The 23,536-nt window shown below is 65.5% G+C and carries 22 protein-coding genes; 4 read left to right on the forward strand and 18 right to left on the reverse strand.

The window, feature by feature from the left end; translation table 11 throughout:
• The 8 genes from D2T30_RS18580 to D2T30_RS18615 all read right to left on the reverse strand — a co-directional run bounded on the left by D2T30_RS18580 (position 1) and on the right by D2T30_RS18615 (position 7,422).
• Positions 1–969, reverse strand: a complete 969-nt coding sequence (locus D2T30_RS18580) for a type II secretion system F family protein (RefSeq protein WP_128210136.1) — start codon at positions 967–969, stop codon at positions 1–3.
• A 1-nt stretch (position 970) separates the two neighbouring features.
• Positions 971–2,347 (reverse strand): CpaF family protein, encoded by a 1,377-nt coding sequence (locus tag D2T30_RS18585; protein ID WP_128210111.1) that lies wholly within the window; start codon positions 2,345–2,347, stop codon positions 971–973.
• 9 nt (positions 2,348–2,356) lie between these two features.
• Complete coding sequence (locus tag D2T30_RS18590; RefSeq protein ID WP_128210112.1) at positions 2,357–3,652, reverse strand: AAA family ATPase; 1,296 nt, start codon at positions 3,650–3,652, stop codon at positions 2,357–2,359.
• Between the two features lie 103 nt (positions 3,653–3,755).
• Positions 3,756–4,406, reverse strand: coding sequence for an OmpA family protein (locus tag D2T30_RS18595; protein WP_128210113.1), 651 nt, complete (start codon positions 4,404–4,406; stop codon positions 3,756–3,758).
• Between the two features lie 3 nt (positions 4,407–4,409).
• On the reverse strand, positions 4,410–5,804 hold the full coding sequence (locus D2T30_RS18600; protein WP_128185366.1) for a type II and III secretion system protein family protein: 1,395 nt from the start codon (positions 5,802–5,804) through the stop codon (positions 4,410–4,412).
• A gap of 137 nt (positions 5,805–5,941) precedes the next feature.
• A complete protein-coding gene (gene cpaB, locus D2T30_RS18605; RefSeq protein ID WP_128210114.1) occupies positions 5,942–6,811 on the reverse strand; it encodes a Flp pilus assembly protein CpaB in 870 nt (289 codons plus the stop codon).
• A gap of 20 nt (positions 6,812–6,831) precedes the next feature.
• Entirely contained in the window at positions 6,832–7,035 is a 204-nt protein-coding gene (locus D2T30_RS18610; protein ID WP_128210115.1) for a hypothetical protein, read from the reverse strand.
• A 171-nt stretch (positions 7,036–7,206) separates the two neighbouring features.
• A complete protein-coding gene (locus D2T30_RS18615; protein ID WP_128210116.1) occupies positions 7,207–7,422 on the reverse strand; it encodes a hypothetical protein in 216 nt (71 codons plus the stop codon).
• A gap of 284 nt (positions 7,423–7,706) precedes the next feature.
• Here D2T30_RS18615 and D2T30_RS18620 point away from each other — a divergent pair, with 284 nt between their 5' ends.
• Entirely contained in the window at positions 7,707–8,609 is a 903-nt protein-coding gene (locus D2T30_RS18620) for a lytic transglycosylase domain-containing protein (protein WP_128210137.1), read from the forward strand.
• 29 nt (positions 8,610–8,638) lie between these two features.
• On the opposite strand, the gene D2T30_RS18625 is transcribed toward D2T30_RS18620, so the two are convergent.
• The 4 genes from D2T30_RS18625 to dprA form a co-directional block, all read right to left on the reverse strand.
• A complete protein-coding gene (locus D2T30_RS18625) occupies positions 8,639–9,268 on the reverse strand; it encodes a 3-oxoacid CoA-transferase subunit B (RefSeq protein WP_128185372.1) in 630 nt (209 codons plus the stop codon).
• On the reverse strand, positions 9,268–9,993 hold the full coding sequence (locus tag D2T30_RS18630) for a CoA transferase subunit A (protein ID WP_128210117.1): 726 nt from the start codon (positions 9,991–9,993) through the stop codon (positions 9,268–9,270). Before D2T30_RS18630 ends, D2T30_RS18625 begins: the two co-directional genes overlap by 1 nt.
• A 113-nt stretch (positions 9,994–10,106) precedes the next feature.
• Complete coding sequence (gene topA / locus D2T30_RS18635) at positions 10,107–12,713, reverse strand: type I DNA topoisomerase (RefSeq protein WP_128210118.1); 2,607 nt, start codon at positions 12,711–12,713, stop codon at positions 10,107–10,109.
• 95 nt (positions 12,714–12,808) lie between these two features.
• Entirely contained in the window at positions 12,809–13,924 is a 1,116-nt protein-coding gene (gene dprA / locus D2T30_RS18640; protein WP_241651331.1) for a DNA-processing protein DprA, read from the reverse strand.
• A gap of 341 nt (positions 13,925–14,265) precedes the next feature.
• On the opposite strand from dprA, the gene D2T30_RS18645 reads away from it, so the two are divergent.
• On the forward strand, positions 14,266–15,126 hold the full coding sequence (locus D2T30_RS18645) for a L,D-transpeptidase (protein ID WP_241651332.1): 861 nt from the start codon (positions 14,266–14,268) through the stop codon (positions 15,124–15,126).
• 21 nt (positions 15,127–15,147) lie between these two features.
• Here D2T30_RS18645 and D2T30_RS18650 read toward each other — a convergent pair whose 3' ends face one another.
• Positions 15,148–16,614 carry an ABC transporter substrate-binding protein gene (locus D2T30_RS18650; RefSeq protein WP_128210119.1) on the reverse strand — a complete coding sequence of 489 codons (1,467 nt, stop codon included), beginning with the start codon at positions 16,612–16,614 and terminating at the stop codon, positions 15,148–15,150.
• Between the two features lie 67 nt (positions 16,615–16,681).
• Complete coding sequence (locus D2T30_RS18655; RefSeq protein ID WP_128210120.1) at positions 16,682–17,971, reverse strand: acetylornithine deacetylase/succinyl-diaminopimelate desuccinylase family protein; 1,290 nt, start codon at positions 17,969–17,971, stop codon at positions 16,682–16,684.
• A 131-nt stretch (positions 17,972–18,102) separates the two neighbouring features.
• Between D2T30_RS18655 and D2T30_RS18660 the strand changes: the two genes are divergently transcribed.
• Both D2T30_RS18660 and D2T30_RS18665 read left to right on the forward strand, forming a co-directional pair.
• Positions 18,103–18,393 carry a hypothetical protein gene (locus D2T30_RS18660; protein WP_128210121.1) on the forward strand — a complete coding sequence of 97 codons (291 nt, stop codon included), beginning with the start codon at positions 18,103–18,105 and terminating at the stop codon, positions 18,391–18,393.
• A gap of 7 nt (positions 18,394–18,400) precedes the next feature.
• Positions 18,401–19,063, forward strand: a complete 663-nt coding sequence (locus D2T30_RS18665) for a DUF1523 family protein (RefSeq protein WP_128210122.1) — start codon at positions 18,401–18,403, stop codon at positions 19,061–19,063.
• A 53-nt stretch (positions 19,064–19,116) separates the two neighbouring features.
• Here D2T30_RS18665 and grxD read toward each other — a convergent pair whose 3' ends face one another.
• The 4 genes from grxD to D2T30_RS18685 form a co-directional block, all read right to left on the reverse strand.
• Positions 19,117–19,476 (reverse strand): Grx4 family monothiol glutaredoxin, encoded by a 360-nt coding sequence (gene grxD, locus D2T30_RS18670; RefSeq protein ID WP_128210123.1) that lies wholly within the window; start codon positions 19,474–19,476, stop codon positions 19,117–19,119.
• Between the two features lie 41 nt (positions 19,477–19,517).
• Positions 19,518–19,760: a BolA/IbaG family iron-sulfur metabolism protein gene (locus D2T30_RS18675; RefSeq protein ID WP_128185390.1), complete on the reverse strand. Its 243-nt coding sequence runs from the start codon at positions 19,758–19,760 to the stop codon at positions 19,518–19,520.
• Between the two features lie 95 nt (positions 19,761–19,855).
• On the reverse strand, positions 19,856–22,018 hold the full coding sequence (gene purL / locus D2T30_RS18680; protein WP_128210124.1) for a phosphoribosylformylglycinamidine synthase subunit PurL: 2,163 nt from the start codon (positions 22,016–22,018) through the stop codon (positions 19,856–19,858).
• 439 nt (positions 22,019–22,457) lie between these two features.
• Positions 22,458–23,366 carry a LysR family transcriptional regulator gene (locus tag D2T30_RS18685; RefSeq protein WP_128210140.1) on the reverse strand — a complete coding sequence of 303 codons (909 nt, stop codon included), beginning with the start codon at positions 23,364–23,366 and terminating at the stop codon, positions 22,458–22,460.
• Positions 23,367–23,536: the final 170 nt, after the last annotated feature.

Raw genomic sequence — 23,536 nt, forward strand, 5'->3', positions numbered from 1 at the left:
TCAGACCTTGATCGTCGTCATGATCTTCATGAACAGGACATTCGCCCCCAGAAGCACAAAGACGACCAGAGCCGTCGGCATGAAGGCCGGGGTGCCCTTGACCCCGTCATAGAAATCCGGTGCGACGATCTGGATGATCAGCAGCACCACCAGCGGGAAGGCGGAAAGAAAGATACCGGACCAGCGCGGCTCGGCAGTGATGGCGGACACGCGGCGCAGCAGGCGGAAGCGGGCGCGGATCACCTTGGACAGGCCTTCCAGAACCTCGGCCAGATTGCCGCCGGAACTTTGCTGGATCGACACGGCGACGGCGAGAAAGCGCAGGTCCTGCATGTCCAGCCGGTCCGCCAGATCCCGCAGGCTTTCGGAGATATTGCGGCCATAGGAGGCCTCATCCGCGACGATGCCGAATTCCGATCCCAGCGGGTCCGACATTTCCCGCGCCACGCTTTGTATCGCGGAAACAAAGGGATGGCCCACGCGCAGCGCGCGCACGATCAGTTCGACCGCATCGGGAAGCTGTTCCTCGGCCAGTGCGATGCGCTTGGCGGCGCGGCGCGAGATCCAGAACCAGACGCCGCCCACCCCCATGCCGAGCGCCAGCACGATCCGCAGCAGAAGCCCCGTCCTTGTGCCGAAGGTCAGCCCGGCAAAGGCGAACAGGCAGGCCAGTCCCATCACCGCGATCAGCGCCTTGGGGGAATAGGCGATATTGGCCTTCTGCGCCTTGTCAGCCAGCAGCGCATAGAGCGGGATACCGCTTGCGCTGCGATGTCGGGTCGTTTCCTTGCGAAGCTGTTCCAGCACCTCTTCCCGCCGGCCGCCGCGCGACAGCAGCTCCAGCCGCCGGTTCATCTTGCGGTCGAGCGAGATCGACCGGCCGAAAACCAGCAGATAAAGCACGTTCAGCAGCAGCAGCACCGCCGCGAATATCGCCGGATAGATGAGAGGCGCAAGCGAGGCCATCAGGTCAGCCCCCCGCCGGTTCGTAGATGGCCGAGGGCAGATCGTAGCCCCATTGCCGGAACCTGTCGGCGTAATGCGACCGCACCCCCGTTCCGGTGAAACGCCCGATGATCTTGCCGTCCGGGCCGATGCCGAGCCGTTCATAGCGGAACAGTTCCTGCATCGAGATCACTTCGCCCTCCATCCCGGTGATCTCGGTGATCGAAACCATCCGCCGCGAGCCGTCCTGCAACCGGCTGACCTGCACGATCAGGTTGACCGCCGAGGCGATCTGTTGCCTCATCGCCTTGAGCGGCATTTCGATCCCCGCCATCGCCACCATGTTTTCAAGGCGCGAGATCCCGTCGCGCGCCGAATTGGCGTGGATCGTCGTCATCGAGCCGTCGTGGCCGGTGTTCATCGCCTGCAACATGTCGATCACCTCCTCGCCGCGGGTTTCGCCGACGATGATCCGGTCGGGCCGCATCCGCAGCGCGTTGCGCAGACAGTCCCGCTGGGTCACCGCACCGCGCCCCTCGACATTGGCGGGGCGGCTTTCCATCCGGCCCACATGGGTCTGCTGCAATTGCAGTTCCGCCGTATCCTCGATGGTCAGGATGCGCTCGGAATCGTCGATAAAGGATGAAAGGGCATTCAGCGTCGTGGTTTTTCCCGATCCCGTGCCGCCCGAAACGATCACGTTGAGGCGGGTGGCGACGGCGGCCTGCAGATAGGCGCCCATGTCCTCGGAAAAGGCGCCGAACCGGATCAGGTCGGTGATGTTCAGCTTGTCCTTCTTGAACTTGCGGATCGAAACGAGCGCCCCGTCCACCGCAACGGGCGGCACCATGGCGTTGAACCGCGACCCGTCCGCGAGCCGGGCGTCCACATAGGGGGTGGCCTCGTCCACCCGGCGCCCGACCGCCGAGACGATCTTGTCGATGATTCGCAGCAGGTGCTTGTCGTCCTTGAAGGTCGTCTCGCTCAGGCTCAGCTTGCCGTTGCGTTCGATGAAGACCTGATGCGGGCCGTTCACGAGGATGTCGGAAATCGTTTCATCCTTCAGCAGCGGTTCGAGCGGGCCGAGCCCCATCACCTCGTCGTAAAGTTCCTGCACCAGGGATTGCCGCTCCGCCCCGTTCAGCGCGACCGCCATTTCTGCCATCGCCTCGTTCGAGATCGAGGTGATTTCCGCCTTCAGATCGGCTTCGGCCGCATGTTCGAGCGCCGCGAGGTTGAGGTTTTCCAGCAGCCGCCTGTGCAGTTGCAGCTTCAGATCCCCAAGGCGTTCCCGCCGCTTGCGATCCTTGTCGTTCTGCGCAGGCTCCATCTTCGGCGTGGCGGGCAGGGGAAGCGTGGGCGCTGGCGGTTGCGGGCCGGTCTTGCGGTAGCGTGAAAACATGGCCGTTCCTCACTGCTGAAGCGGGACGCGCGCGCGTTCCTGATCGACGAGCGAGGCCGCCAGCTTGCGGATTTCCCGGCGCAGCGCTGCGCGCGGCATGGTCCGCGCCAGCGGCAACGCCTGATCATTGGAGACGGTGACCGGATGGCCGCCATCGGGCAGCAGGATGTCGATCGAGATCCCCAGACTTTCGGCCAGCCGCTTCACCCGCGACCGGCCAGTCAACTCGGTCAGGCCCGGCGCCCGGTTGAGCACAAAGCGGAACCGTTCCACCGGCAGGTTTTCCGCCCGCAACGCGCGCAGGAGCGTCTGGGTATTCTGCGCACTGCGCAGTTCGAGTTCCAGCACCGCGAAATGGATATGCGCGCGGTTCAGGACCGCCTCGCTCCAGCCAGGGACGGCTTTGGGCATGTCGATCAGCACGAAATCGAACCGCGACCGCGCCATGTCGATCAGCCGGCCGACATCCTCCGAGGTGATGAAATCCAGCGGCAGCAGATCGGGCGGCGAGGTCAGGACATGCAGGCGTTCATTGCAGATCTGCAGGGCGGCGCCGAAACTTTCGGCATCCATGTTCGCCGTATCGGACAGAAGTTCGAACACCGCTTCGCGGCGGGGCAGGTCGAGATAGGTCGAGACCGCGCCGAATTGCAGGTCCAGATCGAGCAGGCAGACCCGGGGCGGCTGTTGCAGCATGTCCTTGCGCGAGGTCGCCGGATTGGCCAGTTCCCATGCGAGGTTGACGGCAAGCGTGGTGGCACCGACGCCGCCCGCAAGCCCCTGCACCGCGAGGATCGCGGCATCGCGTTGCGGTGCCGTGCCGAAACGTGGCTGTGGCGCATGGGGAATGGTGTCCCCCGGGGCGGCCAGATCGGCCAGAAGCGGCGGCGCGAGCGGGGCTTCGGGCCGGGGGGCACGCAGCCGGGCGATGGCATCGTGCAGGGCGTTCTCCGGCGGCGGATAGGGGAGGAAATCATCGGCGCCGGCGCGGAGCAGCCGATGCAGGATGGCGGGGCGCACATCCTCGGCGATCAGCAGGACATGTACGCCGCGTGCCTTTGCGACCGAGATGATCCCCGTCGTATCGGCCAGACGGTCTTCGTCCTCATCCGTGGCATCGAGGGTCAGCGCGATGAATTCGAGTGTTTCCGCTTCGGGCTGACGCAGATAGGCGAGGGCGTCCGCGACCCGCAGATGCCCCCAGTTTTCGCCCAGTTCGGTTTCCATATCCTCGACGAGCAGGGCAAAGTCCATCAGGTCATGCGAAACCGTGCAGGCCAGAATGCGGCCCGTTTCGGCGGTCATGCTCGTATCCTTTCCTGCCGGACCCCGACCAAGAGCGGGCGCCGATGCCTGCCTGAAGGCTGCGAACTCGCGGTTCTGGGAGGCGTGATCTTCGCGCGACGCATCAGTTCCCCGGCGATATGGCGATGCCCGCCGACGATTGATTCGCGACGGTGTTCATCGGCTCGGGCGCGGCGCTGTCGAGATAGCCCTGATACACCCGTTGCGCATATTTCCCGTCGAGTTGCGCAGGCGCGCGACGCAGCACGCCGATCACCTCCGTCACCGTGCGGCGGTTCTGTGCGTTCGGCGCCTGGGTAAAAACCAGAGGCTGGGTCTTGCCTTCGGACACCACGGCGTCAATCTGCGCCCGCGACACACCTTGGGCGGTCAGAAACGCAACGACCGCTTGTGCCCGGCGCATCCCCAAAGCCTTGTTGTAGGCGGCCGATCCCACCAGATCGGTATGGCCGTAGACCCGGAAGCGCACCTGCGGATAGTTCCGGATCCAGGCTGCCTGTCGCAGCAGCGCCTGCTGCGCCAGCCCGTCGAGTGCCGAGGAATTGAAGGCGAAATGGACGGTATTCGGCGCCTCCGAGGCGAATTTCTGCGTCAGGTTGATGGCGAAGTCCCGTTCCCCGGTCATCAGTTGGGTATTTTCGGTGATCGACGTGCCGAAGCTGCTGATTTCGGGGTCGCTGCCGACCTCACCCGTGCCGCAACCGGACAGCAACAGGGCCAATGCAAGCCACCGGGATGTCTTCGTGAGGGTCATGGCTTACTCCATCACATAGCCGTAAGAGCCGCTGAAGCCCTGCTTCGCCACTTCCGCCGCGGGCCCCTTCAGCGTCTTGCCCGTGGTTTTGCCATACAGGAACAGCTCGGTTTCCGAGGGCAGACGCACCCGATCCGTCGGCAGGGCCAGCGCCTCGCCCCGCGTCGGGGAAACAAGATGGGGGGTGACGATGATGACGAGTTCGGACTGTCTCCGTTCGTAGGAACTGGACCGGAACAGCGCGCCCAGAACCGGGATATCGCCAAGCCACGGCACCTGACTGTTGAGATCGTTGAAATCGTCCTGAAGCAGACCCGCGATGGCGAAGCTTTCGCCGTCGCGCATCTCCACCGTGGTGGAGGTGTCGCGCCGCTTGAACGCATTGACCGTGAAGCCGCCATTCGTCATCGTCACTGTCGTGTCGATGGCCGAAACCGATGCGGCGATTTCGAGGTTTATCAGGTTGCCGTCGACCACCCGCGGCGTGAAGGCCATTTCCACACCGAAGGGCTTGTATTGCACCGTCACGCCGCTGTCTTCGCCGTTGTAGACGGGGATCGGATATTCGCCGCCGGCAAGGAATTTCGCCTGCTGTCCCGACAGCGCGGTCAGGTTCGGCTCGGCCAGGGTCCGCACCACCCCTTTTGATTCCAGCGCCTCCAGCAGGACGTTGAGCTGCAGATTGCCGGCGGTGAAGCCGATTCCCATGGCCCCGGTCGCCGCTGTGGTCACCGTATTGCCGTTCGACCAGTTGTTGATCTGGTTGATGTTGCCGGTCGCCCCGGCGCTGCGCCAGTTGCCCCCCGCCGTACCGAAGCCGAAAGAGGAAGACAGGCTTTTCGACACCGACCGCTGCATCTCAGCGAAGCGGATCTTCAGCATCACCTGCTGCGTGCCGCCGACGGACATCAGGTTCGAGACCCTTTCCCCGGCGTAGCGCCGCGCCAGATCCAGTGCGCGGTCGAGCTTCGCCGCCGAGGAAATGGTGCCCGACAGCACGATTCCGTCATTGGCCGTCCGCACTTCGATCGTTTCGCCGGGCAGGATCTGGCGCAGGCGTTCCTTGAACTCGGCGATGTCGGGCGTCACCTGCACCTCGACGTTGGAGATCAGCCTGCCATCCTCCCCAAGGATGGTCATCGTCGTGCGGCCCGGCAGCTTGCCCAGCACGTAGATCGTCCGCTCGGTCAGCGTGGTGATGTCGGCGATGCCGGGATTGGCGATCGACACTTCGGTGAAGACCGCATCGCTTTCGACGACCACGGCGCGGTTCATCGGCACGGCCAGCGGGGTGCCCGAGGATCCGGACATCACCCGCAGCGTGTCCGCCTGTGCGGCGGAAATGCCGGTCAGCAGCAGGGCAACCCCCAGCGTGATCCAGCTTCTGATCCTGCTCATGTGAACCAGCCTCTCTGGTTTCCGTCGGCGGAGGGAATCTCGTCCCGTTCCGGCAGAGACTGGGGCAATTCCCTTCCCAATTCGTGAACAGGCGAGGGGCCCGCGACGTTTTTCGGTGCAGCGGCGCATGGGTATCGTCACGGTTGCGGCGGGCAGGGGATGGTGGTTTCCTGCAATTCGGTGCCCTTTCTGGTCCTGATCGTGCAGGTCTGCGGCCCCGCGGCGGCCGGGCGGGCGGCTTGCAGGCCAAGGAACTGGTTCCGGTCGATTTCGACCTCCCCCGGTTCGGCCGTGTCGTTCTGGCCGACCAGCGACAGCGTCAGCTTGCCCGTCGACTGTGCCAGCGTCAGCGCCGCGACCTGCTCGGGCGTGACCTCGGCCGTGACCGTCCGGGCGTTGACGGTTTCGGCGCTGCGATCGGCGTCGGCGCTCTGGTCCACGGCGATTAGCCGCAGACTGTCGATGAGCCGGGTGACCGGTTGGTCGCGGACCGTGCCGGACCAGTAGACATCCACCCGGTCGCCCGGCCGCAGGAATCCCGACACGCCCGATACCCGGTCGACCTGAATGGTGAAGGCGCGCATGTTCGGCTGGAGCGCGGCCATGATCCCGGCATCCATGCCCGGAGAGGTGACCTTGCCCGACAGAAGCACCTCGTTCGCCTCAAAGGACCGGCGCGCGGCGCGGGGGCGGGTTTCGCCTTCGGGGAAGACGGCCTGCCCGGCGGTTTCGCTGTCGGCCTTGGCGGTGATCCTGCGGAAGGTGCCGTCCGGCAGGCGATCCGCCTGAATGCGGATCGTGTCCAGATCGGCGGCGGTGAAGCGTTCGCCATATTTCAGCGCGCGCTTGACGATGACGACGGTGGTCATCGGCGGCAGCCTGGCCTGTTCGACCAGCAGCCTGTCGCGTTCGGCCTCGTATTGGCCGATCTGGCTTTGCGCCATATGGACGGCACCTGCGGCAAGGGCGATGCCGAGGAGAAGGCTAACAACGATGATCAGACGCATCCGGGGCTCCGTGAAGGGGATCAGGGCTGGTCGTTGACGGTCCGCGACCCGACATACTGGCCGACGCGATCAGCGACGGTTTCGGTTTTGCCCCAGATCATCGTGCCGGTAACGAAACCGAGTGAGACGAGAAGGGCAGTCAGCACCACCCAGTCGACGGTAATTGCGCCCTCTTCGGATCGGACTCCGGCGAGGCGCAGTGAAAATCTGTGTCTTTGGGGCATGCGTTTCTCCAGTTGGCCGGAGCGAGGGAACTCTTCTTCGAGATTGGAGGTGACACGAATTGGTGGCGGAAATGGGGCGCGAACGGGACATGATCCGGGTTGTGTTCGGCGAGATAAAAGTAAAGGCCGCACCGAAGTGCGGCCCTGCGGTATTCGTGAGTCGTGATGAGATCAGTCGGTCGTGGTCGTGGATTCGTCCACTTTGACCTTCTCGAGATAGCCACCGATGGTTTCGGAAGCCTTCATCGTTTGCCCACGGATCAGGATCAGTGCGGCGGCGCCGAGGCCGACGACGGCGGCGGTCAGCACGACCCAGTCGACGGTGACGGCGCCGTCTTCTGCGCGGCGGAGGTTGCGGAGCCGGTTGGCGATTCTGAAAAACTTCATGATTATCTCCTGAGTTTGGTTTCCTCCGCGTCGCAGGCGAACTGCCTTGCCATCACGGGATGGGGGCATATGGCCTGCGGAAGGTGGCAGGATTCGGGCGTGCCTTGGGCATTTTCACGATATGTAAACCTGTGGACCGCGACGGTTTTCGCCCGGCCGCATGCCCTATTGCCGCCCGAATCGTCATTTACCGAAATCCTCCGGGGGAATGACGCGGCGGCACTGGAAATCCGGTGCGCGGGCGGCATAAGCTCCGGAGCATTTCGGTGAAGCGGAAGGGATGGATGCGGGGCTCGGTCTGGTTGGGATGTCTGGTTTCCGGTGCGCTGACGCTTGGGCTTTGCCCGGGCGCGCGGGCGGAGATCATGGACGCCACCGAGGAGATCGCGCCGCAGCCCGTCGTCCTGAACCTGTCCCCCAAGCGCGTCGCGCCGCCGGCGGCCGGGGCGAAACGGCTGACGATCCAGATCGACCCCGAGGAACAGCGCCGCGGTCTGGCCGCCGCCGATGCCCTTCGGGCGCCAACGGGGGTGATCCGGGGGGGCGTGATCCACGGCGGCGTCATCCGCGGGCCGGCGTCGGCGGTGCCGGGCGCGGCGCCCTCGGCCTCCTACGCCTGGTTCTGGCAACTGGTGTCGCCGGCGCTTGCCGAACGGGACGGACGATTCGAGCGGGCGGTCGAGGCGCTTGCCGGCAGTCCGCAGGCGCGCGCCCCACGCCTCTCGCATCTGCAGGAAATCGCGCGTCGGCACGGGCGGGATATCCTGAGCGCCTCGATCGGGACGCGGGTGTCGCCGGCGCTGGTGCTGGCGGTGATCTCGACCGAATCGGCGGGGCGGGCGGATGCCGTGTCGCGGGCCGGTGCGGTCGGGCTGATGCAGCTCATCCCCGCGACGGCGACGCGATTCTCCGTGGACGACAGCACCGATCCCGCGAAGAACATCCGGGGCGGAGTCGCCTATCTGGACTGGCTGATGCGCGAATTCGACGGCGATCCGCTGATGGTGATCGCCGCCTACAACGCGGGCGAAAATGCCGTACGGCGGAATGGCGGCGTGCCGCCCTATGCCGAAACCCGCGATTACGTGCCCAAGGTTCTGGCCGCGTGGCAGGTGGCGCGGGGGCTGTGCGCGACGCCGCCGGAGCTGGTGTCCGACGCCTGCGTCTTCGTCGCCGATGCGTTGTGAACAGGGCCGGGATGCCCCGGCCCGTCCGTTCAGTCGATGATCGCGGCCTCGGTCGCGGCGCGCAGGTCAGCCTCGGTCACGCCATCGGCGATCTCGACGATCTTCAGCCCGCCGGGCACCACGTCCAGCACGCCGAGGTTGGTGATGATCCGGTCCACCACGCCCTTGCCGGTCAGCGGCAGGGTGCAGGCCTTCAGCACCTTGGACTCGCCGTGCTTGTTGGTGTGATCCATCACGACCACGACCCGCTTCACCCCGGCGACAAGGTCCATCGCCCCGCCCATGCCCTTCACCAGCTTGCCGGGAATCATCCAGTTCGCCAGATCGCCGTTTTCGGCCACTTCCATCGCGCCAAGGATCGCCATCGCGATCTTGCCGCCGCGAATCATCCCGAAGGAGGTCGCGCTGTCGAAATAGGCGGTGTTCGGCACCTCGGTGATGGTCTGCTTGCCGGCGTTGATCAGGTCCGGGTCTTCCTCGCCCTCATAGGGGAAGGGACCCATGCCCAGCATGCCGTTTTCCGATTGCAGTGTGACCGTCACCCCCTCGGGGATGAAGTTCGGCACCAAGGTCGGAATACCGATGCCGAGGTTCACATAGGTGCCGTTTTCCAGCTCCTGCGCGGCGCGGGCCGCCATCTGGTTCCTGTCCCAGGGCATCAGAGTTCCTCCCCTTTCCCGGCCGTCGCGGCGCGCGGCCGCACGGTGCGCTGTTCGATCCGCTTTTCATGCGGACCCTGGATCAGCCGATGCACATAGATACCGGGCAGATGGATGTGGTCGGGGTCCAGCGATCCGACAGGAACGATCTCCTCGACCTCCATGACGCAGACGCGGCCGCTTTGCGCGGCGGGCGGGTTGAAGTTGCGCGCCGTCTTGCGGAAGATCGCATTGCCGGTCTCGTCCGCCTTCCACGCCTTGACGATTGCAAGGTCGGCAAAGATCCCGCGTTCGAGCAAATAGGTCTCGCCGTCGAAATCCTTCAGCTCCTTGCCCTCGGCGACCACGGTGCCGACGCCGGTTTTCGTGTAAAAGCCCGGGATGCCCGCGCCGCCCGCCCGCATCCGTTCGGCCAGCGTGCCCTGCGGGGTGAATTCAAGCTCAAGTTCCCCCGCCAGATACTGGCGCATGAACTCGGCGTTCTCGCCCACGTAGGAGGAGATCATCTTCTTCACCTGCCGGGTGTTGAGCAGCTTGCCCAGCCCGAAGCCGTCCACACCGGCGTTGTTGGACGCGATGGTCAGATCCTTCACGCCGCTTTCGACCAGACCGTCGATCAGCAGTTCGGGGATCCCGCACAGGCCGAAACCGCCCGCCGAGATCGTCATGCCGTCGAACAGGAGCCCCTCCAGGGCCTCGCTCGCCGAGCCATAGATTTTCGTCATTGAACCCTCCCGGTTGCTGCCCGAATTTGGGTAAAACCGAGGGAACTGTCAATTGCATGCGATGGTGTTCCGCAAAATGCGGGGGCGGTGAACGTTACGTCAGGCGCGGCGGATCATTCCGCCGCATCCGTCTTGGGCGCAGCCCTTTTCGTGGCGGGTTTCTTTGCGGGCTTCTTCGCCGCCGCCTTATTTTTCGCGGGTGCCGCCGCCTTCTTCGCCGCCGGTTTCTTCGCGGCCGGGGCCTTCTTCTTGCCGCCCTTCGAGGCCTTCGCCTCGATCAGCGGCAGGGCGATTTCCAGCGTGACATCCTCGGGTTCGACATCCTTCGGCAGGGTCGCGTTGACCTTGCCCCATTTCACATAAGGCCCGTAGCGGCCGGGCATGACCTGAATCGGGCCGCCGTCCGGATGTTCGCCCAGCTCCTTGATTGGCTTCGCCGCAGCACCACGCCCCGGTCCGCGCGCCGCCTTCTGCGCCAGAACCTCGATCGCGCGGTTCATGCCGACGGTGAAGACCTCCTCGACATCGGGCAGATTCGCATAGGTTGAGCCGTGCTTCACATAGGGGCCAAAGCGGCCGATCCCGGCCTCGACCGCCACGCCATCCTCGGGGTGCAGGCCGATCTCGCGCGGCAGCGACAACAGCGCCAGCGCCTTTTCCAGATCCATCGCTTCGGGCGCCCAGCCCTTGGGCAAGGAGGCGCGCGGCGGCTTCGGCTGTTCCGCCGTCGCCTCGCCCTTCTGCACATAGGGGCCGAAGCGGCCGACGCGGAGCGTGATGTCCAGCCCTTCGTCCACGCCCAGAACCTTGCCGTCGAGCGCCGCCGTCCCCTCGCCGTCCGGGGCCGAAATCGGGCGCGTGTAGCGGCATTCGGGATAGTTGCCGCACCCTACGAAGGCCCCGCCGGAGCGCGCCGTCTTCAGATGCAGGCGGCCCTGATGGCAGACCGGGCAGATGCGCGGATCGGACCCGTCCGGGCGCGGCGGGTAAAGATGAGGCGACAACACCTCGTCGATCTTGTCGAGCACCTCGGTGATCCGCAATTCCGACGTCTCGCCGATCGCGGCGGAAAAGTCGCGCCAGAACCGGGCCAGCACGTCCTTGTAATCGCGGTCGCCCGCCGAGATATCGTCGAGCTGTTCCTCCATATCCGCGGTGAAGTCGTATTCGACATAGCGGCGGAAATAATTGGTCAGGAAGACCGTCACCAGCCGCCCGGTATCCTCGGGGATCAGCCGGTTCTTGTCCTTGCGGACATAGCCGCGGTCGACGATCGTTGTCAGGATCGAGGCATAGGTGGACGGCCGCCCGATGCCCAGTTCCTCCATCCGCTTGACCAGCGTCGCCTCGGTGTAGCGGGGCGGGGGCTGGGTGAAGTGCTGCTCGGGCGTGATCTGGTTCTTCTTCGCCGGTTCGCCCTGCATGATCTGCGGCAGACGGGCGCTGTCATCGTCATCCTCGTCGTCGCGGCCCTGATCGTAGATCTTGAGGAAGCCGTCGAAGGTCAGCACCTGCCCGGTGGCGCGCAGCTCGACCTGACCATCGGCCGAGGCGACATCGACGGTCGTGCGTTCCATCTGCGCGGCGGCCATCTGGCTGGCCAGAGTGCGTTTCCAGATCAGGTCGTAGAGCTTGGCCTGATCGTCGGCGAGCTTCAGCTTCGCCGGATCGGCGCTCATATCCGTCGGGCGGATACATTCGTGCGCTTCCTGCGCGTTCTTGGCCTTGTTCTTGTACATGCGGGGGCTCGACGGCACGTAGCGGTCCCCGAAGCGGCGCTTGATTTCGTCGCGCGCGGCCATGACCGCCTCGGGCGCCATGTCGATGCCGTCGGTCCGCATATAGGTGATGTAGCCCGCCTCATACAGCCGCTGCGCCGCCTGCATCGTCGCCTTGGCGCCCATGCCGTATTTGCGCGACGCCTCCTGCTGCAGGGTCGAGGTCATGAAGGGCGGGTAGGGATTGCGGGTCGCGGGCTTCGCCTCGACCGATTTCACCGTCAGATCGCGGGAAGTGATGGCCTGCACCGCCAGTTCCGCATCGGTTTCCGTGGCAAGGTCGAACTTGTCGAGCTTCTTGCCCCCCAGAACCGTCAGCCGCGCGGTGAATTCCTGCCCGCGCGGCGTTTCCAGAACCGCCGTCACCGTCCAGTATTCGCGGGCTCGGAAGGCCTCGATCTCCATCTCCCGCTCGACGATCAGGCGCAGGCAGACCGATTGCACCCGGCCCGCGGACCGCGCGCCCGGCAGCTTGCGCCACAGCACCGGCGAGAGGTTGAACCCCACGAGGTAGTCCAGCGCGCGGCGCGCCAGATAGGCCTCGACCAGCGCCTGATCGATCTGACGGGGGGATTTCATCGCCTCGGTGATTGCCGATTTGGTGATCGCGTTGAAGGTCACGCGGGAGACCTTCTTCGATTTCAGCTTCGACGCCAGCGCCTGTTCGAGGTGCCAGGAAATCGCCTCCCCCTCGCGGTCGGGGTCGGTGGCGAGGATCAGTTCGTCATCGCCCGCCAGCGCATCGGTGATCGCCTTGATGTGTTTTTTCGAATCGGGAGAAACTTCCCATTTCATCGCGAAATCATGGTCGGTATCGACCGAGCCGTCCTTGGGCGGCAGGTCGCGGACATGCCCGAAAGACGCCAGAACCGTATAGCTGGGACCCAGATATTTGTTGATTGTCTTGGCCTTGGCGGGAGATTCGACGACGACGACGGCCATGACTTCCTCATATTCATACGCGGTGCGTTACTGGGCGGGCAAGATGTGGGTGTCACGGCGGGAATGTCAATGCGGCGCGAAACACCGCGATGGGTTCAGGTGCGGCTCAGCAGGGCCCCGGGCAGGCGCCGCACCCGGCCGTCGAGTTCCAGCAGGAAGACATGCCGGGTGAAGGTCGCGGCGTCGATCGACAGGTCGCGCAGCACCAGATCCTCGGGTGTCGGGCTCGGTCCAAGCGCGGCGAGGATGCGCGCCGCGATATCCTGCGCGGCGGGCTCCGGCGGCGGGGAAGGGGACGGCGCGGCGGGGGCAGGCGCGGCCGCGGGCCCCGGCGCGCCGATCAGTGCGATGACATCCGCCGCGTCGCGGATCAGCACGGCGCCATCGCGGATCAGCATGTTGCAGCCCGTCGCCCGTCCGTCGAGCGGATGCCCCGGCACGGCCATCACCTCGCGCCCGTAGTCCAGCGCCATCCGCGCCGTCAGCAGGCTGCCCGAACGCGCGGCCGCCTCGATCACCAGCGTGGCCTGCGCCATCCCGGCGATGATCCGGTTTCGCTGCGGAAAATGCCGGGCGACCGGCTCCGCCCCCGGCGGCAATTCCGCGAGCCGGAGTCCCTTTTCCGCCATGTTCCGGTAAAGCGCCGCGTTTTCCGCCGGATAGACGACATCTATCCCCCCCGCCTGCACCCCCGCCGTGCCGAGCGGCAGCGCCGCCTCATGCGCGGCGGCGTCGATGCCGCGGGCAAGACCCGACACGATCAGGAAGCCCGCCTCGGACAGCTCCCCCGCCAGCCTGCGCGCCATGCGCAGCCCGAGCGAGGAGGCGTTCCGCGCCCCGATGAGCGCGACCGACGGCCGCGCGGCCAGCGCCGGATCCCCGATCGACCACAGGAAGGGCGGCGCATCGGCAAGGCCCAGAAGCCCCGGCGGATAGTCCTTGCGGCCATACAGCAAGGGCCGCGCGCCAAGCCGCCTGCCGGCCACAAGCTCCTTTAGCGCGACGGCGGCGGGACAGGATTCGTAGCGCTCCATCCCCGAGGCCCGCGCCACCTCGGGCAAGGCGGCAAGGGCCGCTGGGGCGGAGCCATGTTCCGCCATCAGCCGGTGAAAGGTTGTCGGCCCGACCCGGCGGGAGCGAACGAGACGCAGGAAGGACAGTTCATCTTCCTCCGTGGTGGGTGGGGTGTAGGGGGTTTGGCAAGAAAACAACCTGCATTCTCCTTCCCGGTCCCGCTCGCCTTTTCGTTGTGGCACGGCATTGTTAACAGTTGGTTTATTTTGTGGCGCGATTGCGGCGAAGATGTGGCGTGGAGAGGCCAATGAGGCCCGGCCGTCCGCTTTTCGGGCAGCCTCTCCGGGTGGCGCCTCATTTCGCGCCGGGGCGGCGTCACTGGCGTCATTCCGGCATGGCGGCGCGCCGCGGCCGGGTTTTTTGCGCAACAGTCGGGAACCGAAAAACCCCGCAACCCCTTGACCAACCGGGGCTGCATTGGACTTCTGTGCATCGGAACCGGGCAGACCGGACAGAATTCAAACGGACAGGTGACACATTGACGATCATTCCGATGCCGCGACGGGCGATGATTCTCACGGGATTGTCTCTTGTGGCTCTGGCCGGATGCGGTGGCAGCCGGGCGCCGTCGCAGGCGACTCCGGGCCTTATGGTGCCGGCGGTCTACCGGGCGCGGAAGGACGGCGAGCGGACCATCCCGGCCGTCAATCCCGCCTATCTGAACGAACGCAACCGCCGCACCTGGGTTGATTACACCGGGCCGGAAGAGCCCGGCTCGATCGTCGTCGATCCCTATGCGCGGGTGCTGTATCACGTGGTCGAGCCGGGGCGGGCGATGCGCTTTGGCGTGGCCGTGGGCAAGGCCGGGCGCGGCTTTTCCGGCGATGCGGTGGTGCGGCGCAAGGAGGAATATCCCTACTGGGCGCCGACCAAGAACATGATTCGCACCGAACCCGACCTGTATGGGCCGCTGGCGGCGGGGCTGCCGGGCGGGCTCGACAATCCGCTGGGGGCGCGGGCGCTGTATCTCTATCGCAACGGCAGGGACACCTATTACCGCATTCACGGCACCATGGACCCGAGTTCGATCGGCAAGGCGACCTCGGCGGGCTGCATCCGGTTGTTCAACCAAGACATCATCGACCTGTTCGACGAGGCCGAGCTGGGCACCAAGGTGCATGTGCGTTCGCGCAGCGAAAGCCTTGATCTGGAGGGACCGATGGTCGAGCTGCACACCGGCTATGTCGTGCCCGAAAGCGATACCGCCGCGATCGAGGCCGACCGCCGCGCCTGGGAAGCGGGGGAGATCCCCGACCTGTCGGAAGTCGAGGCGGAGCAGTATCAGGCCGCCGTGCAATCCGCCGAGGAACGCGAACGCGAGCTGCGCGGCCTGAACTGACCGCGCCGCCCGTTCGTCGGGTCATTCCGCCCAGTAGACCCCGGTCAGGTCGTTCGCCGGGGTGGGCGCGTTTTCCCACAGACCTTCGAGCTTCGCCTTCGCCACGCCGGTCTTCGCCAGCTGGAACAGGAAGGCGTTGACGTAATCATGGGCGATCATCTCTTCGGCCTGTTTCGTCAGGGCGGAGCGATCCGCCGGATCCACGGCGCGGTCGAGTTCGGCCATCAGCGTGATGAATTCCGGCTTGTCGTAGCCGAAATAATAGTCCGGCCGGGCGTAGATGTTCATGTCGGCGGGCTCGACATGGCTGATGATCGTCAGGTCGAAGTCATGGTTGCCGAACACCTGTTCCAGCCACTGCGCCCATTCGACATTGGTGATCTGCGTGCGGATGCCCACGGCGGCCAGCTGCGCGGCGACGATCTCGCCGCCGCGGCGGGCGTAGGAGGGCGGCGGCAGCGCCAGCCGCAGCGTCAGGTCGGACGCGCCAGCCTCGGCAAGCAGAGCACGGGACTTGTCCGGGTCGTAGGCGGAAAGATCCGTCAGATCGACGTAATCGGGGTTGTGCGGCGGGAAATGCGTGCCGATCGGCGTGCCATAGCCGAACATCGCGCCGTCGATGATTTCCTGCCGGTTGATCGCATGGGCGATGGCCTCGCGCACCCGCACGTCGTTCAGCGGCGGGTTGCGGTTGTTCATGGCGAGGATCGTTTCGCCCTCGGTGGTGCCGACGACGACCTTGAAGCGGGGATCGGCCTCGAACTGGCTCAGGGTTTCGGGGGCGGGATAATTCGGGAAGGCGTCGATATCGCCCGACATCATCGCCGCGAAGGCCGCCGTCGGGTCCGAGATGAAGCGGAAGGTGGCGCGGTTCAGCGCCGGCTTTTCCCCCCAGTAGTCCGGATAGGCGGTCAGGGTGACGCGGTCGCCCTGCACCCATTCCCCGAACTGAAAGGGGCCGGTGCCGACAGGCTTCGTCGCATCGGTCGCGATCGATTCGGGGGCGACGATCACCGCATCCCCCCAGGCCATCTTGAACGGAAAGGCGCCATCGGGCGCCGCAAGCGTGACCTTCACCGTCGCCGGGTCCAGCACCTCGACCGAGGAGATCCCGGTGAACAGCGCCTTCTGCGCGTTGGTGCTGTCCTCGGCCCGCGCACGGTCGAGGCTGAACTTCACGTCCTCGGCGTCGAAGGTGGTGCCGTCGTGGAAGGTCGCGCCGGTGACCAGATGGAAGGTGTAGACGGTGCCGTCCTCGGACACGTCCCAGCTTTGCGCGAGCGCGGGCAGGATCGAACCGTCGGGGGCAAAGCGCGTCAGCCCCTCGAAGACATTGGCGTAGACGACCTCATCGATCGCCGCCGCCGCGCCCGCGGTCGGATCGAGATTGGGCGGCTCCAGCACCATGCCGAGCGTCACCGCATCGGGCGCGGCCAGCGCGGTTGTGGCCCAGAACGTCAGGGCCGCGGCAACAAGCGTCCGTTTCATCAATCCTCCCCCGGGATTTGAATGGTTGCGGGCATCTTTGGCGCGATGCGCGCGGCGATCAAGGGGTTTACGCCGACCGGGGCGCCAGAAGTTCCGCAAGGACAAGCGCCATGACCCGCGCACTGTCCGCCATGTCGGTGATGCCGATCCATTCATCGGGCTGATGCGCCTGCGCCAATTGACCCGGCCCGTAGGCGATGCAGTTCTTCAGCCGGCCGATGCGGTCGATGTGCTTCTGGTCGTAGGTGCCGGGGGAGACGACATAGCCCGCCTCGCGGCCGAGCACCGCCTCGATCGCCGCGGCGGTGGAGCGCACGACCGGCGCGTCACGGTCGGTCATCGTCGGCTGCACCTCGAAAAGCGTGCGGATCTCGTAGCGGAAGCCGGGGCGGCGGGCGCGGATGCGCTCCATCAGGCGGGTGACCTCGGCCTTCACCTCGGCGGGGTCCTCCTCGATCAGGAAGCGGCGGTCGATGGTGATGCGGCAGCGGTCGGCGACGCAGGGCGCGGGCAGGCCGGTGAAGCCGGGGCCACGGTCCGGCTCGCCCCCGTGAATGGAGTTGACGTTGAGGGTCGAGGCCCGCGCGCCTTCGGGGATCACCGGCATCGCGGTGCGCTTGCCCGCCAGCAGGGGGTAGAGCGTCGCCTCCATTTCCTCAAGCACCGCGCCCATGTGGCGGATCGCGCTGTCGCCAAGGAAGGGCATCGAGCCATGGGCGATGCGACCATGCGTCTCGATTTCCGCCCACCAGACGCCACGATGGCCAAGGCAGATCTGATCCTTGTGCAGGGGTTCCGGGATGATGACATGCTGCACCCTTTCGGGCGAGAACCAGCCGCGTTCCGCGAGCCAGGCGACCCCGCCATAGCCGCCCGATTCCTCATCCGCCGTCGCCGAGATCTCGATCGCGCCGCGATGGTCGGGGCAGGCGGCGATGAAGGCTTCGGCCGCGATGACCGAGGCGGCAAGCCCGCCCTTCATGTCGCTCGCCCCCCGGCCGTAAAGGCGGTCGCCCTCGACCGCGCCGCCGAACGGATCGCGGGTCCAGCCCTGTCCGACCTCGACCACGTCGTGATGCGAATTGAAATGCACGCAATCGCCGGGCAGGGCGCCCGCACGCCGCGCGACAAGGTTCCAGCGCGGCCATTCCTCGCAATCGCCGGGGGTGCCGGTGGCGCGCAGCAGCTCGACCGTGAAGCCCGAGGCTGACAGGCGTGCGCCAAGCGCCTCGCACAGGTCGCGGTAGCACTGGCCGGGCGGGTTCAGCGTGGGGATGCGGATCAGATCGCGGGCCAGCGCCACGAGCGCGTCGCGGCGGGCATCCACCTCGGTTCGGATACGGCGGGCCAGGTCCATGCGGTCACGCTAATCCCGCCCGTGTCGCAGGTCAAATGCCGCCGCGACCGCGCGGCCCCTTCCCTTGCACCATCACAAGCAGTTAAGTGGGCGCAAGCGGTTAAGTGGGGCAAAACCGGCAGGAGATTGCGGTGCTGGCATTCTGGAAACTGATCTTCCTTGGGCTGTTCACGCTCACGCTGATCTACTGGCTGCTGCTGGCCTATTGCCGGTCGCTGCAACGCGAGCGGCTGGAAAACCGCTGGGACGCGACGACAGGCAAGGATGGGGCGGGCAAGGATCTGGGTCCGCGCGACAGCTTTGTCAAAGAGGGCATGGCGCGCTATGAAAAAAGCCTGCGGCGCAAGCTCTTGTGGCTGGTCTATGTGGTGCCGGTCTGCGTCATGACGGCGCTGATCGTCGTGATGAACATGCAATGGTGAGGGTGCGATGCGCTATGTGAAACCTACATTCTGGACGCTCGTGCTGCTGTTCGTCGCGGGCTTCCTGTATTACACGCTGCCGCAGCATGACGTGGTGCGGATCGTTGGCACCTATCAGCAGCGGGTGGATCTGACCGGATGGACGCGGGTCTTCTGGTCCGGGTCGAGCAAGACGCAGGTCAATCAGGTGAACCGCGACGTGCAGTTCATCGCCGCGGTCAAGGCGAACGGCAAGGCCATCGTCTATCGCAACGAGGATACCGGCTGGGGCTGGCCGCCCTATTTCAAGTTCGATACCGCTACCCTGCAGGCAAAGGCCGAGGATCTGAAATCCACGCCGGAAACGCCGAAATGGGCGGTGATCACCCGCTATGGCTGGCGGCAGGAGCTGCTGTCCACCTTCCCGAACGCGATCTCGGTGCGGGCCGTTTCCGGGCCGGATGTGCGCATCATCCCTTGGGCCAGCATCGTCATCCTGCTTTTGCTGGCGGCGGTCGCGCTGCTGATCCGGGCGATGTGGCGGCAGTTCCGGCAACGCTCGCTCGACCCGCTGTTCGGCAATGCGGCGAGCCGGATCGACGAGGTGGGCTACCGCGCCGAGGCGGCTGGCGAACGCGCCAAGGGCCGGTGGGCGCTGTTCAAGCAAAGGCTGTTCGGCCGGACGAAATGACAAAGGCCCGGCATCGCGCCGGGCCTTTCCATTTTCGCTGACGGCCGGGGGAATCAGGCGTTGGCGGCGCGGATCTGCTCCGCCTTCGCCTTGTCGAAGGCGATGCCCTTGTCCTCGAACAGCTTGTCGAGTTCGCCCGACAGCGTCATTTCCGTCACGATATCGCAGCCGCCGACGAATTCGCCCTTAACGTAAAGCTGCGGGATCGTCGGCCATTCGGAGAAATCCTTGATCCCCTGCCGGATGTCCGCATCCGCGAGGACGTCGATATCCTTGTAGTCGACGCCCATGAAATTCAGCACCCCGGCCACACGGCTGGAAAAACCGCAGCGCGGCATTTCCTTGGTGCCCTTCATGTAAAGCACCACGTCATTGGTGCCGATGTCGTTCTGGATCTGATCGAGCGCGCTCATCCTGTTCGTCCTTTCCGCGCCTTCCGGCGCCTGCATCCTGATTATTCCGGGGCCTTGGTGGTCAGCGCGAGCGCATGGAGCGGCGCGTTCGGCCCGTCCATCGCACCTTTGAGCGCGGCGAAGACCGCGCGCTGCTGCTGCACCCGGTTGAGCCCCTTGAACGAGGCGTCGATCACCTCTGCCGCCCAGTGATTCCCGTCTCCTGCCAGATCGGTGATGGTGATCACAGCATCGGGGAAGGTTTCGCGGATCAGGGCTTCGATGTCCTGGGCTTCCATAGGCATGGGGAACTCCTCGTCTTTGGAATCAATCTAGGCGCGGAGCGAAGGAGCGGCAAGGGGGCGGCGCATGGCGCGTGCCCGGCATGCCGCTTCTGACGTCAGAGGCCGATCTTTTCGACAAAAGCGGTGCGGTAGAGCCGCGACAGATCGGCAAGCGGCGCGCTGTCGGTGCCGAACGTGACCTGCGTGCCACCGAAGCGGCCGACGCGGGTCAGCGCCACGTCCGAGGTCAGCGCCGCGGCTTCGAGCGCCTTTGCCCCGGCCTCGTCGCAGACGATCAGGTAGCGGGCCTGATCCTCGCCGAAGAGCGTCGGAATATCGCCCGCGTCGAGCGTCACGCCCACGCCGCCGGCTTCGGCCATCTCGAATGCCGCGAGCGCGAGGCCGCCATCGGCGAGGTCGGTCGCGCCCTTCAGCGCCTTGCGATGCGCGCGGAGGAACTCGCCGTTGCGGCGCTCGGCATCCAGATCGACTTCGGGCGCGTCGCCATCCTCGCGGCCGAAGGCCTCAAGGGCAAGCGCCGACTGACCGAGGTGGCCGAAGGTCTCGCCGACAAGGATCGCGATATCGCCTTCGGCCGGCACGCCGGAGATCAGGTCGTCGAGGTTTTCGATCAGCCCCACCGCGCCGATGGTCGGCGTGGGCAGGATGCCCGAACCGTCGGTTTCATTGTAAAGCGACACGTTCCCCGACACGATCGGGAAGTCCAGCGCCCGGCAGGCGGCGTCGATGCCTTTGATCGCGCCGACGAGCTGGCCCATGATCTCGGGCTTTTCCGGGTTGCCGAAGTTCAGGTTGTCGGTGGTGGCCAGCGGCAGCGCGCCGACGGCGATGAGGTTGCGATAGGCTTCGGCCACGGCCTGCTTGCCGCCCTCGAACGGGTTCGCCTTGACGTAGCGTGGCGTCACGTCCGAGGTGAAGGCCACGGCCTTGTCGGTGCCATGCACCCGCACCACGCCCGCGCCAAGGCCCGGACGGCGCACCGTGTCGCCCATGACCTGCGTGTCGTATTGCTCGAACACCCAGTCCTTGGCCGCATAGTTCGGAGACCCGATCAGCGCGCGCAAGGCCGCGATGGGCGCGATCTCCGGCAGCGGCGCCACCGGAGCGGGCTTCGGCGTTTCCACCCAGGGCCGGTCATATTCGGGCGCCGAGGAGGACAGCTTCGACAGCGGCAGATCCGCCATCACCTCATTGCCATGCAGGATGAGGAAGCGGTCCTCTGCGATGGTTTCGCCCACCACGGCAAAGTCCAGATCCCATTTGTCGAAGATGGCGCGGGCCTCGTCCTGCTTTTCGGGCTTCAGGACCATCAGCATGCGTTCCTGCGATTCCGACAGCATCATCTCATAGGCCGTCATGGCGGTTTCGCGCTGCGGCACGTGATCGAGCACCAGCCGGATGCCAAGGCCGCCCTTGTCGCCCATCTCGACCGCCGAACAGGTCAACCCCGCGGCCCCCATGTCCTGAATGGAAATCACCGCGTCCGTCTGCATCAGCTCAAGGCAGGCCTCCATCAGCTTCTTTTCGGTGAAGGGGTCGCCGACCTGCACGGTGGGGCGCTTTTCCTCGATCGTGTCGTCGAATTCGGCCGAGGCCATGGTCGCGCCGCCGACGCCGTCCCGTCCGGTCTTGGCGCCGACATAGACCACCGGCATCCCCACGCCCGAGGCCGCGCAGTAGAAGATGCGATCGGTATCGGCGAGCCCCGCCGCGAAGGCGTTCACCAGACAGTTGCCGTTGTAGGAGGGGTGGAACCGCACCTCGCCCCCCACATTCGGCACGCCGAAGCAGTTGCCGTAATGACCGATGCCCTCGACCACGCCCTTGACCAGATGCGAGGTCTTGGGATGCGCGGGCACGCCGAAGGACAGGCTGTCCATCGCCGCGATCGGCCGCGCGCCCATGGTGAAGACGTCGCGCAGGATGCCGCCCACGCCCGTCGCCGCGCCCTGATGCGGCTCGATGTAGGAGGGGTGGTTGTGGCTCTCCATCTTGAAGATCACCGCCTGCCCGTCGCCGATATCGACGACGCCCGCATTCTCGCCGGGGCCGCAGATCACCTGCGGGCCGGTGGTGTGCAGCGTGCGCAGCCATTTCTTCGAGGATTTGTAGGAGCAATGCTCGTTCCACATCGCCGAGAAGATGCCCAGTTCGGTAAAGCTGGGGTCGCGCCCGATGATCTCGAGGATACGCTGATATTCGTCGGGCTTGAGCCCATGTGCGGCGACGATGTCAGGGGTGATCTGCGGCTCGGTCATCGGATCCTCCGGGGCGGTGCGGCTTTGCGCTTCCCTTATGCCATATGGGGCTGCGGGGAAAGGGGGCAGGCGCCCGCGCGGCAAGGCTGGGGGCGCCGGGATGCCGTCGGGTTCCGGAACGCCGCGCAAAATCCCCGCGCGGCCTTTTCCCCGTCGTTTTTCCATAAATATCCCGGGGGTGAGGCGCTTGCGCCGAGGGGGCAGCGCCCCCTTGCCCGCGCAACACGTGGAAACCCCGCCCGTGGGAAGCGACAAGGCAAAAAAAAGGCCGAGACAAAGCTCGGCCATAGTCCAACAGGGAGGTAGAAGATGATGAGAGTTTCCTCAAACCATCATCTTCTACGCTTGATTTATGTGCAGTTTATGAATCAATCAAGGAGAAACGACATTACGGATTTGCATAGCGGCTATGCGTGCAATCCGGCCCGGCGCGCTGGCGTCACTCGACGCTGTTTTCCGACGATTGCTGGCGGCGATAGGCGGTGATCTCTTCCTGAACGAATTCCCGAAAGGCCGTCACCCGGCGCGACTGGCGCAGTTCCTCGGGATAGGCGAGGAAAACCGGCACCTCGACGGATTCGACCTCGGGCAGGACGCGCTCCAGATCGGGGAAATCGATGGTCAGGTAGTCGGGCAGGACGCCGATGCCGATATGGCTCAGCACCGCCTGCAACACGCCGAAGTAATTGTTCACGTTGAGGGTCGAGCGCACATCCTGCGCGCGGATGCGATGCGTCAGCTGCGCACCGGCCTGCACCTGCGGGGCCAGCGTGTTCTGGCTGACAAGGCGATGGTCGCGCATATCCTCCAGCCGCTCGGGGCGGCCGGCGCGCGCCAGATATTCCTTTGTCGCATAAAGCCGCATGCGGATGTTCAGCAGCCGCTTGCGCACCAGATCGGCCTGCGACGGCTCCTTCATGCGGATCGCCACATCCGCCTCGCGCATCGGCAGGTCGAGCACGCGCTCTTCCAGCATCAGGTCGATCTTCAGGTCGGGATAACGGTCGTAGAGCTTGGACAGCCGCGGGGTCAGCCAGAGCGAGCCGAATCCGACGGTGGTGGTGACCTTCAGCTCGCCAAAGACCTCCTCCTCGGAATCGCGGATCCGGGCGGCGGCGGTGTCGAGCTTTTTCGCCATGGTCGAGGTGGCGTCGAACAGCAATTCCCCCTGTTCGGTCAGGATCAGGCCGCGGGCGTGGCGGTGGAACAGCGTGGTGCCAAGCGCATCTTCCAGTGCGCGGATCTGCCGGCTGACCGCCGATTGCGACAGCCTGAGCGAATCTCCCGCATGGGTGAGGGATCCCGCATCCGCGACCGCGTGAAAGATCCGCAGTTTGTCCCAATCCATTCCCGCCATATGCGTCTGACTCATCCCTGCTTTGCGTTTCCTAACGCATATAGGGGGGAATGCGGCGTTACAAACAGGTGTTGCCGGAAAATTCGCTACAAGTTCAGGAATTGTCGCTAATTTGCCGCGTTTCGGCGCTGTTTTTCCATGCAGCCGGGCGATATGCACGA

Source organism: Paenirhodobacter populi (assembly GCF_004022215.1).
GTDB classification, from domain to species: Bacteria; Pseudomonadota; Alphaproteobacteria; order Rhodobacterales; family Rhodobacteraceae; genus Rhodobacter; species Rhodobacter populi.

What these genes read in the sequence shown, in the direction of transcription:
- D2T30_RS18585 (WP_128210111.1), bottom strand. Translation starts at nt 2,347, where the DNA reads ATGTTTTCACGCTACCGCAAGACCGGCCCGCAACCGCCAGCGCCCACG.
- D2T30_RS18590 (WP_128210112.1), bottom strand. Translation starts at nt 3,652, where the DNA reads ATGACCGCCGAAACGGGCCGCATTCTGGCCTGCACGGTTTCGCATGAC.
- D2T30_RS18595 (WP_128210113.1), bottom strand. Translation starts at nt 4,406, where the DNA reads ATGACCCTCACGAAGACATCCCGGTGGCTTGCATTGGCCCTGTTGCTG.
- D2T30_RS18600 (WP_128185366.1), bottom strand. Translation starts at nt 5,804, where the DNA reads ATGAGCAGGATCAGAAGCTGGATCACGCTGGGGGTTGCCCTGCTGCTG.
- cpaB (WP_128210114.1), bottom strand. Translation starts at nt 6,811, where the DNA reads ATGCGTCTGATCATCGTTGTTAGCCTTCTCCTCGGCATCGCCCTTGCC.
- D2T30_RS18610 (WP_128210115.1), bottom strand. Translation starts at nt 7,035, where the DNA reads ATGCCCCAAAGACACAGATTTTCACTGCGCCTCGCCGGAGTCCGATCC.
- D2T30_RS18615 (WP_128210116.1), bottom strand. Translation starts at nt 7,422, where the DNA reads ATGAAGTTTTTCAGAATCGCCAACCGGCTCCGCAACCTCCGCCGCGCA.
- D2T30_RS18620 (WP_128210137.1), top strand. Translation starts at nt 7,707, where the DNA reads ATGCGGGGCTCGGTCTGGTTGGGATGTCTGGTTTCCGGTGCGCTGACG.
- D2T30_RS18625 (WP_128185372.1), bottom strand. Translation starts at nt 9,268, where the DNA reads ATGCCCTGGGACAGGAACCAGATGGCGGCCCGCGCCGCGCAGGAGCTG.
- D2T30_RS18630 (WP_128210117.1), bottom strand. Translation starts at nt 9,993, where the DNA reads ATGACGAAAATCTATGGCTCGGCGAGCGAGGCCCTGGAGGGGCTCCTG.
- topA (WP_128210118.1), bottom strand. Translation starts at nt 12,713, where the DNA reads ATGGCCGTCGTCGTCGTCGAATCTCCCGCCAAGGCCAAGACAATCAAC.
- D2T30_RS18650 (WP_128210119.1), bottom strand. Translation starts at nt 16,614, where the DNA reads ATGAAACGGACGCTTGTTGCCGCGGCCCTGACGTTCTGGGCCACAACC.
- D2T30_RS18655 (WP_128210120.1), bottom strand. Translation starts at nt 17,971, where the DNA reads ATGGACCTGGCCCGCCGTATCCGAACCGAGGTGGATGCCCGCCGCGAC.
- D2T30_RS18665 (WP_128210122.1), top strand. Translation starts at nt 18,401, where the DNA reads ATGCGCTATGTGAAACCTACATTCTGGACGCTCGTGCTGCTGTTCGTC.
- grxD (WP_128210123.1), bottom strand. Translation starts at nt 19,476, where the DNA reads ATGAGCGCGCTCGATCAGATCCAGAACGACATCGGCACCAATGACGTG.
- D2T30_RS18675 (WP_128185390.1), bottom strand. Translation starts at nt 19,760, where the DNA reads ATGCCTATGGAAGCCCAGGACATCGAAGCCCTGATCCGCGAAACCTTC.
- purL (WP_128210124.1), bottom strand. Translation starts at nt 22,018, where the DNA reads ATGACCGAGCCGCAGATCACCCCTGACATCGTCGCCGCACATGGGCTC.
- D2T30_RS18685 (WP_128210140.1), bottom strand. Translation starts at nt 23,366, where the DNA reads ATGGATTGGGACAAACTGCGGATCTTTCACGCGGTCGCGGATGCGGGA.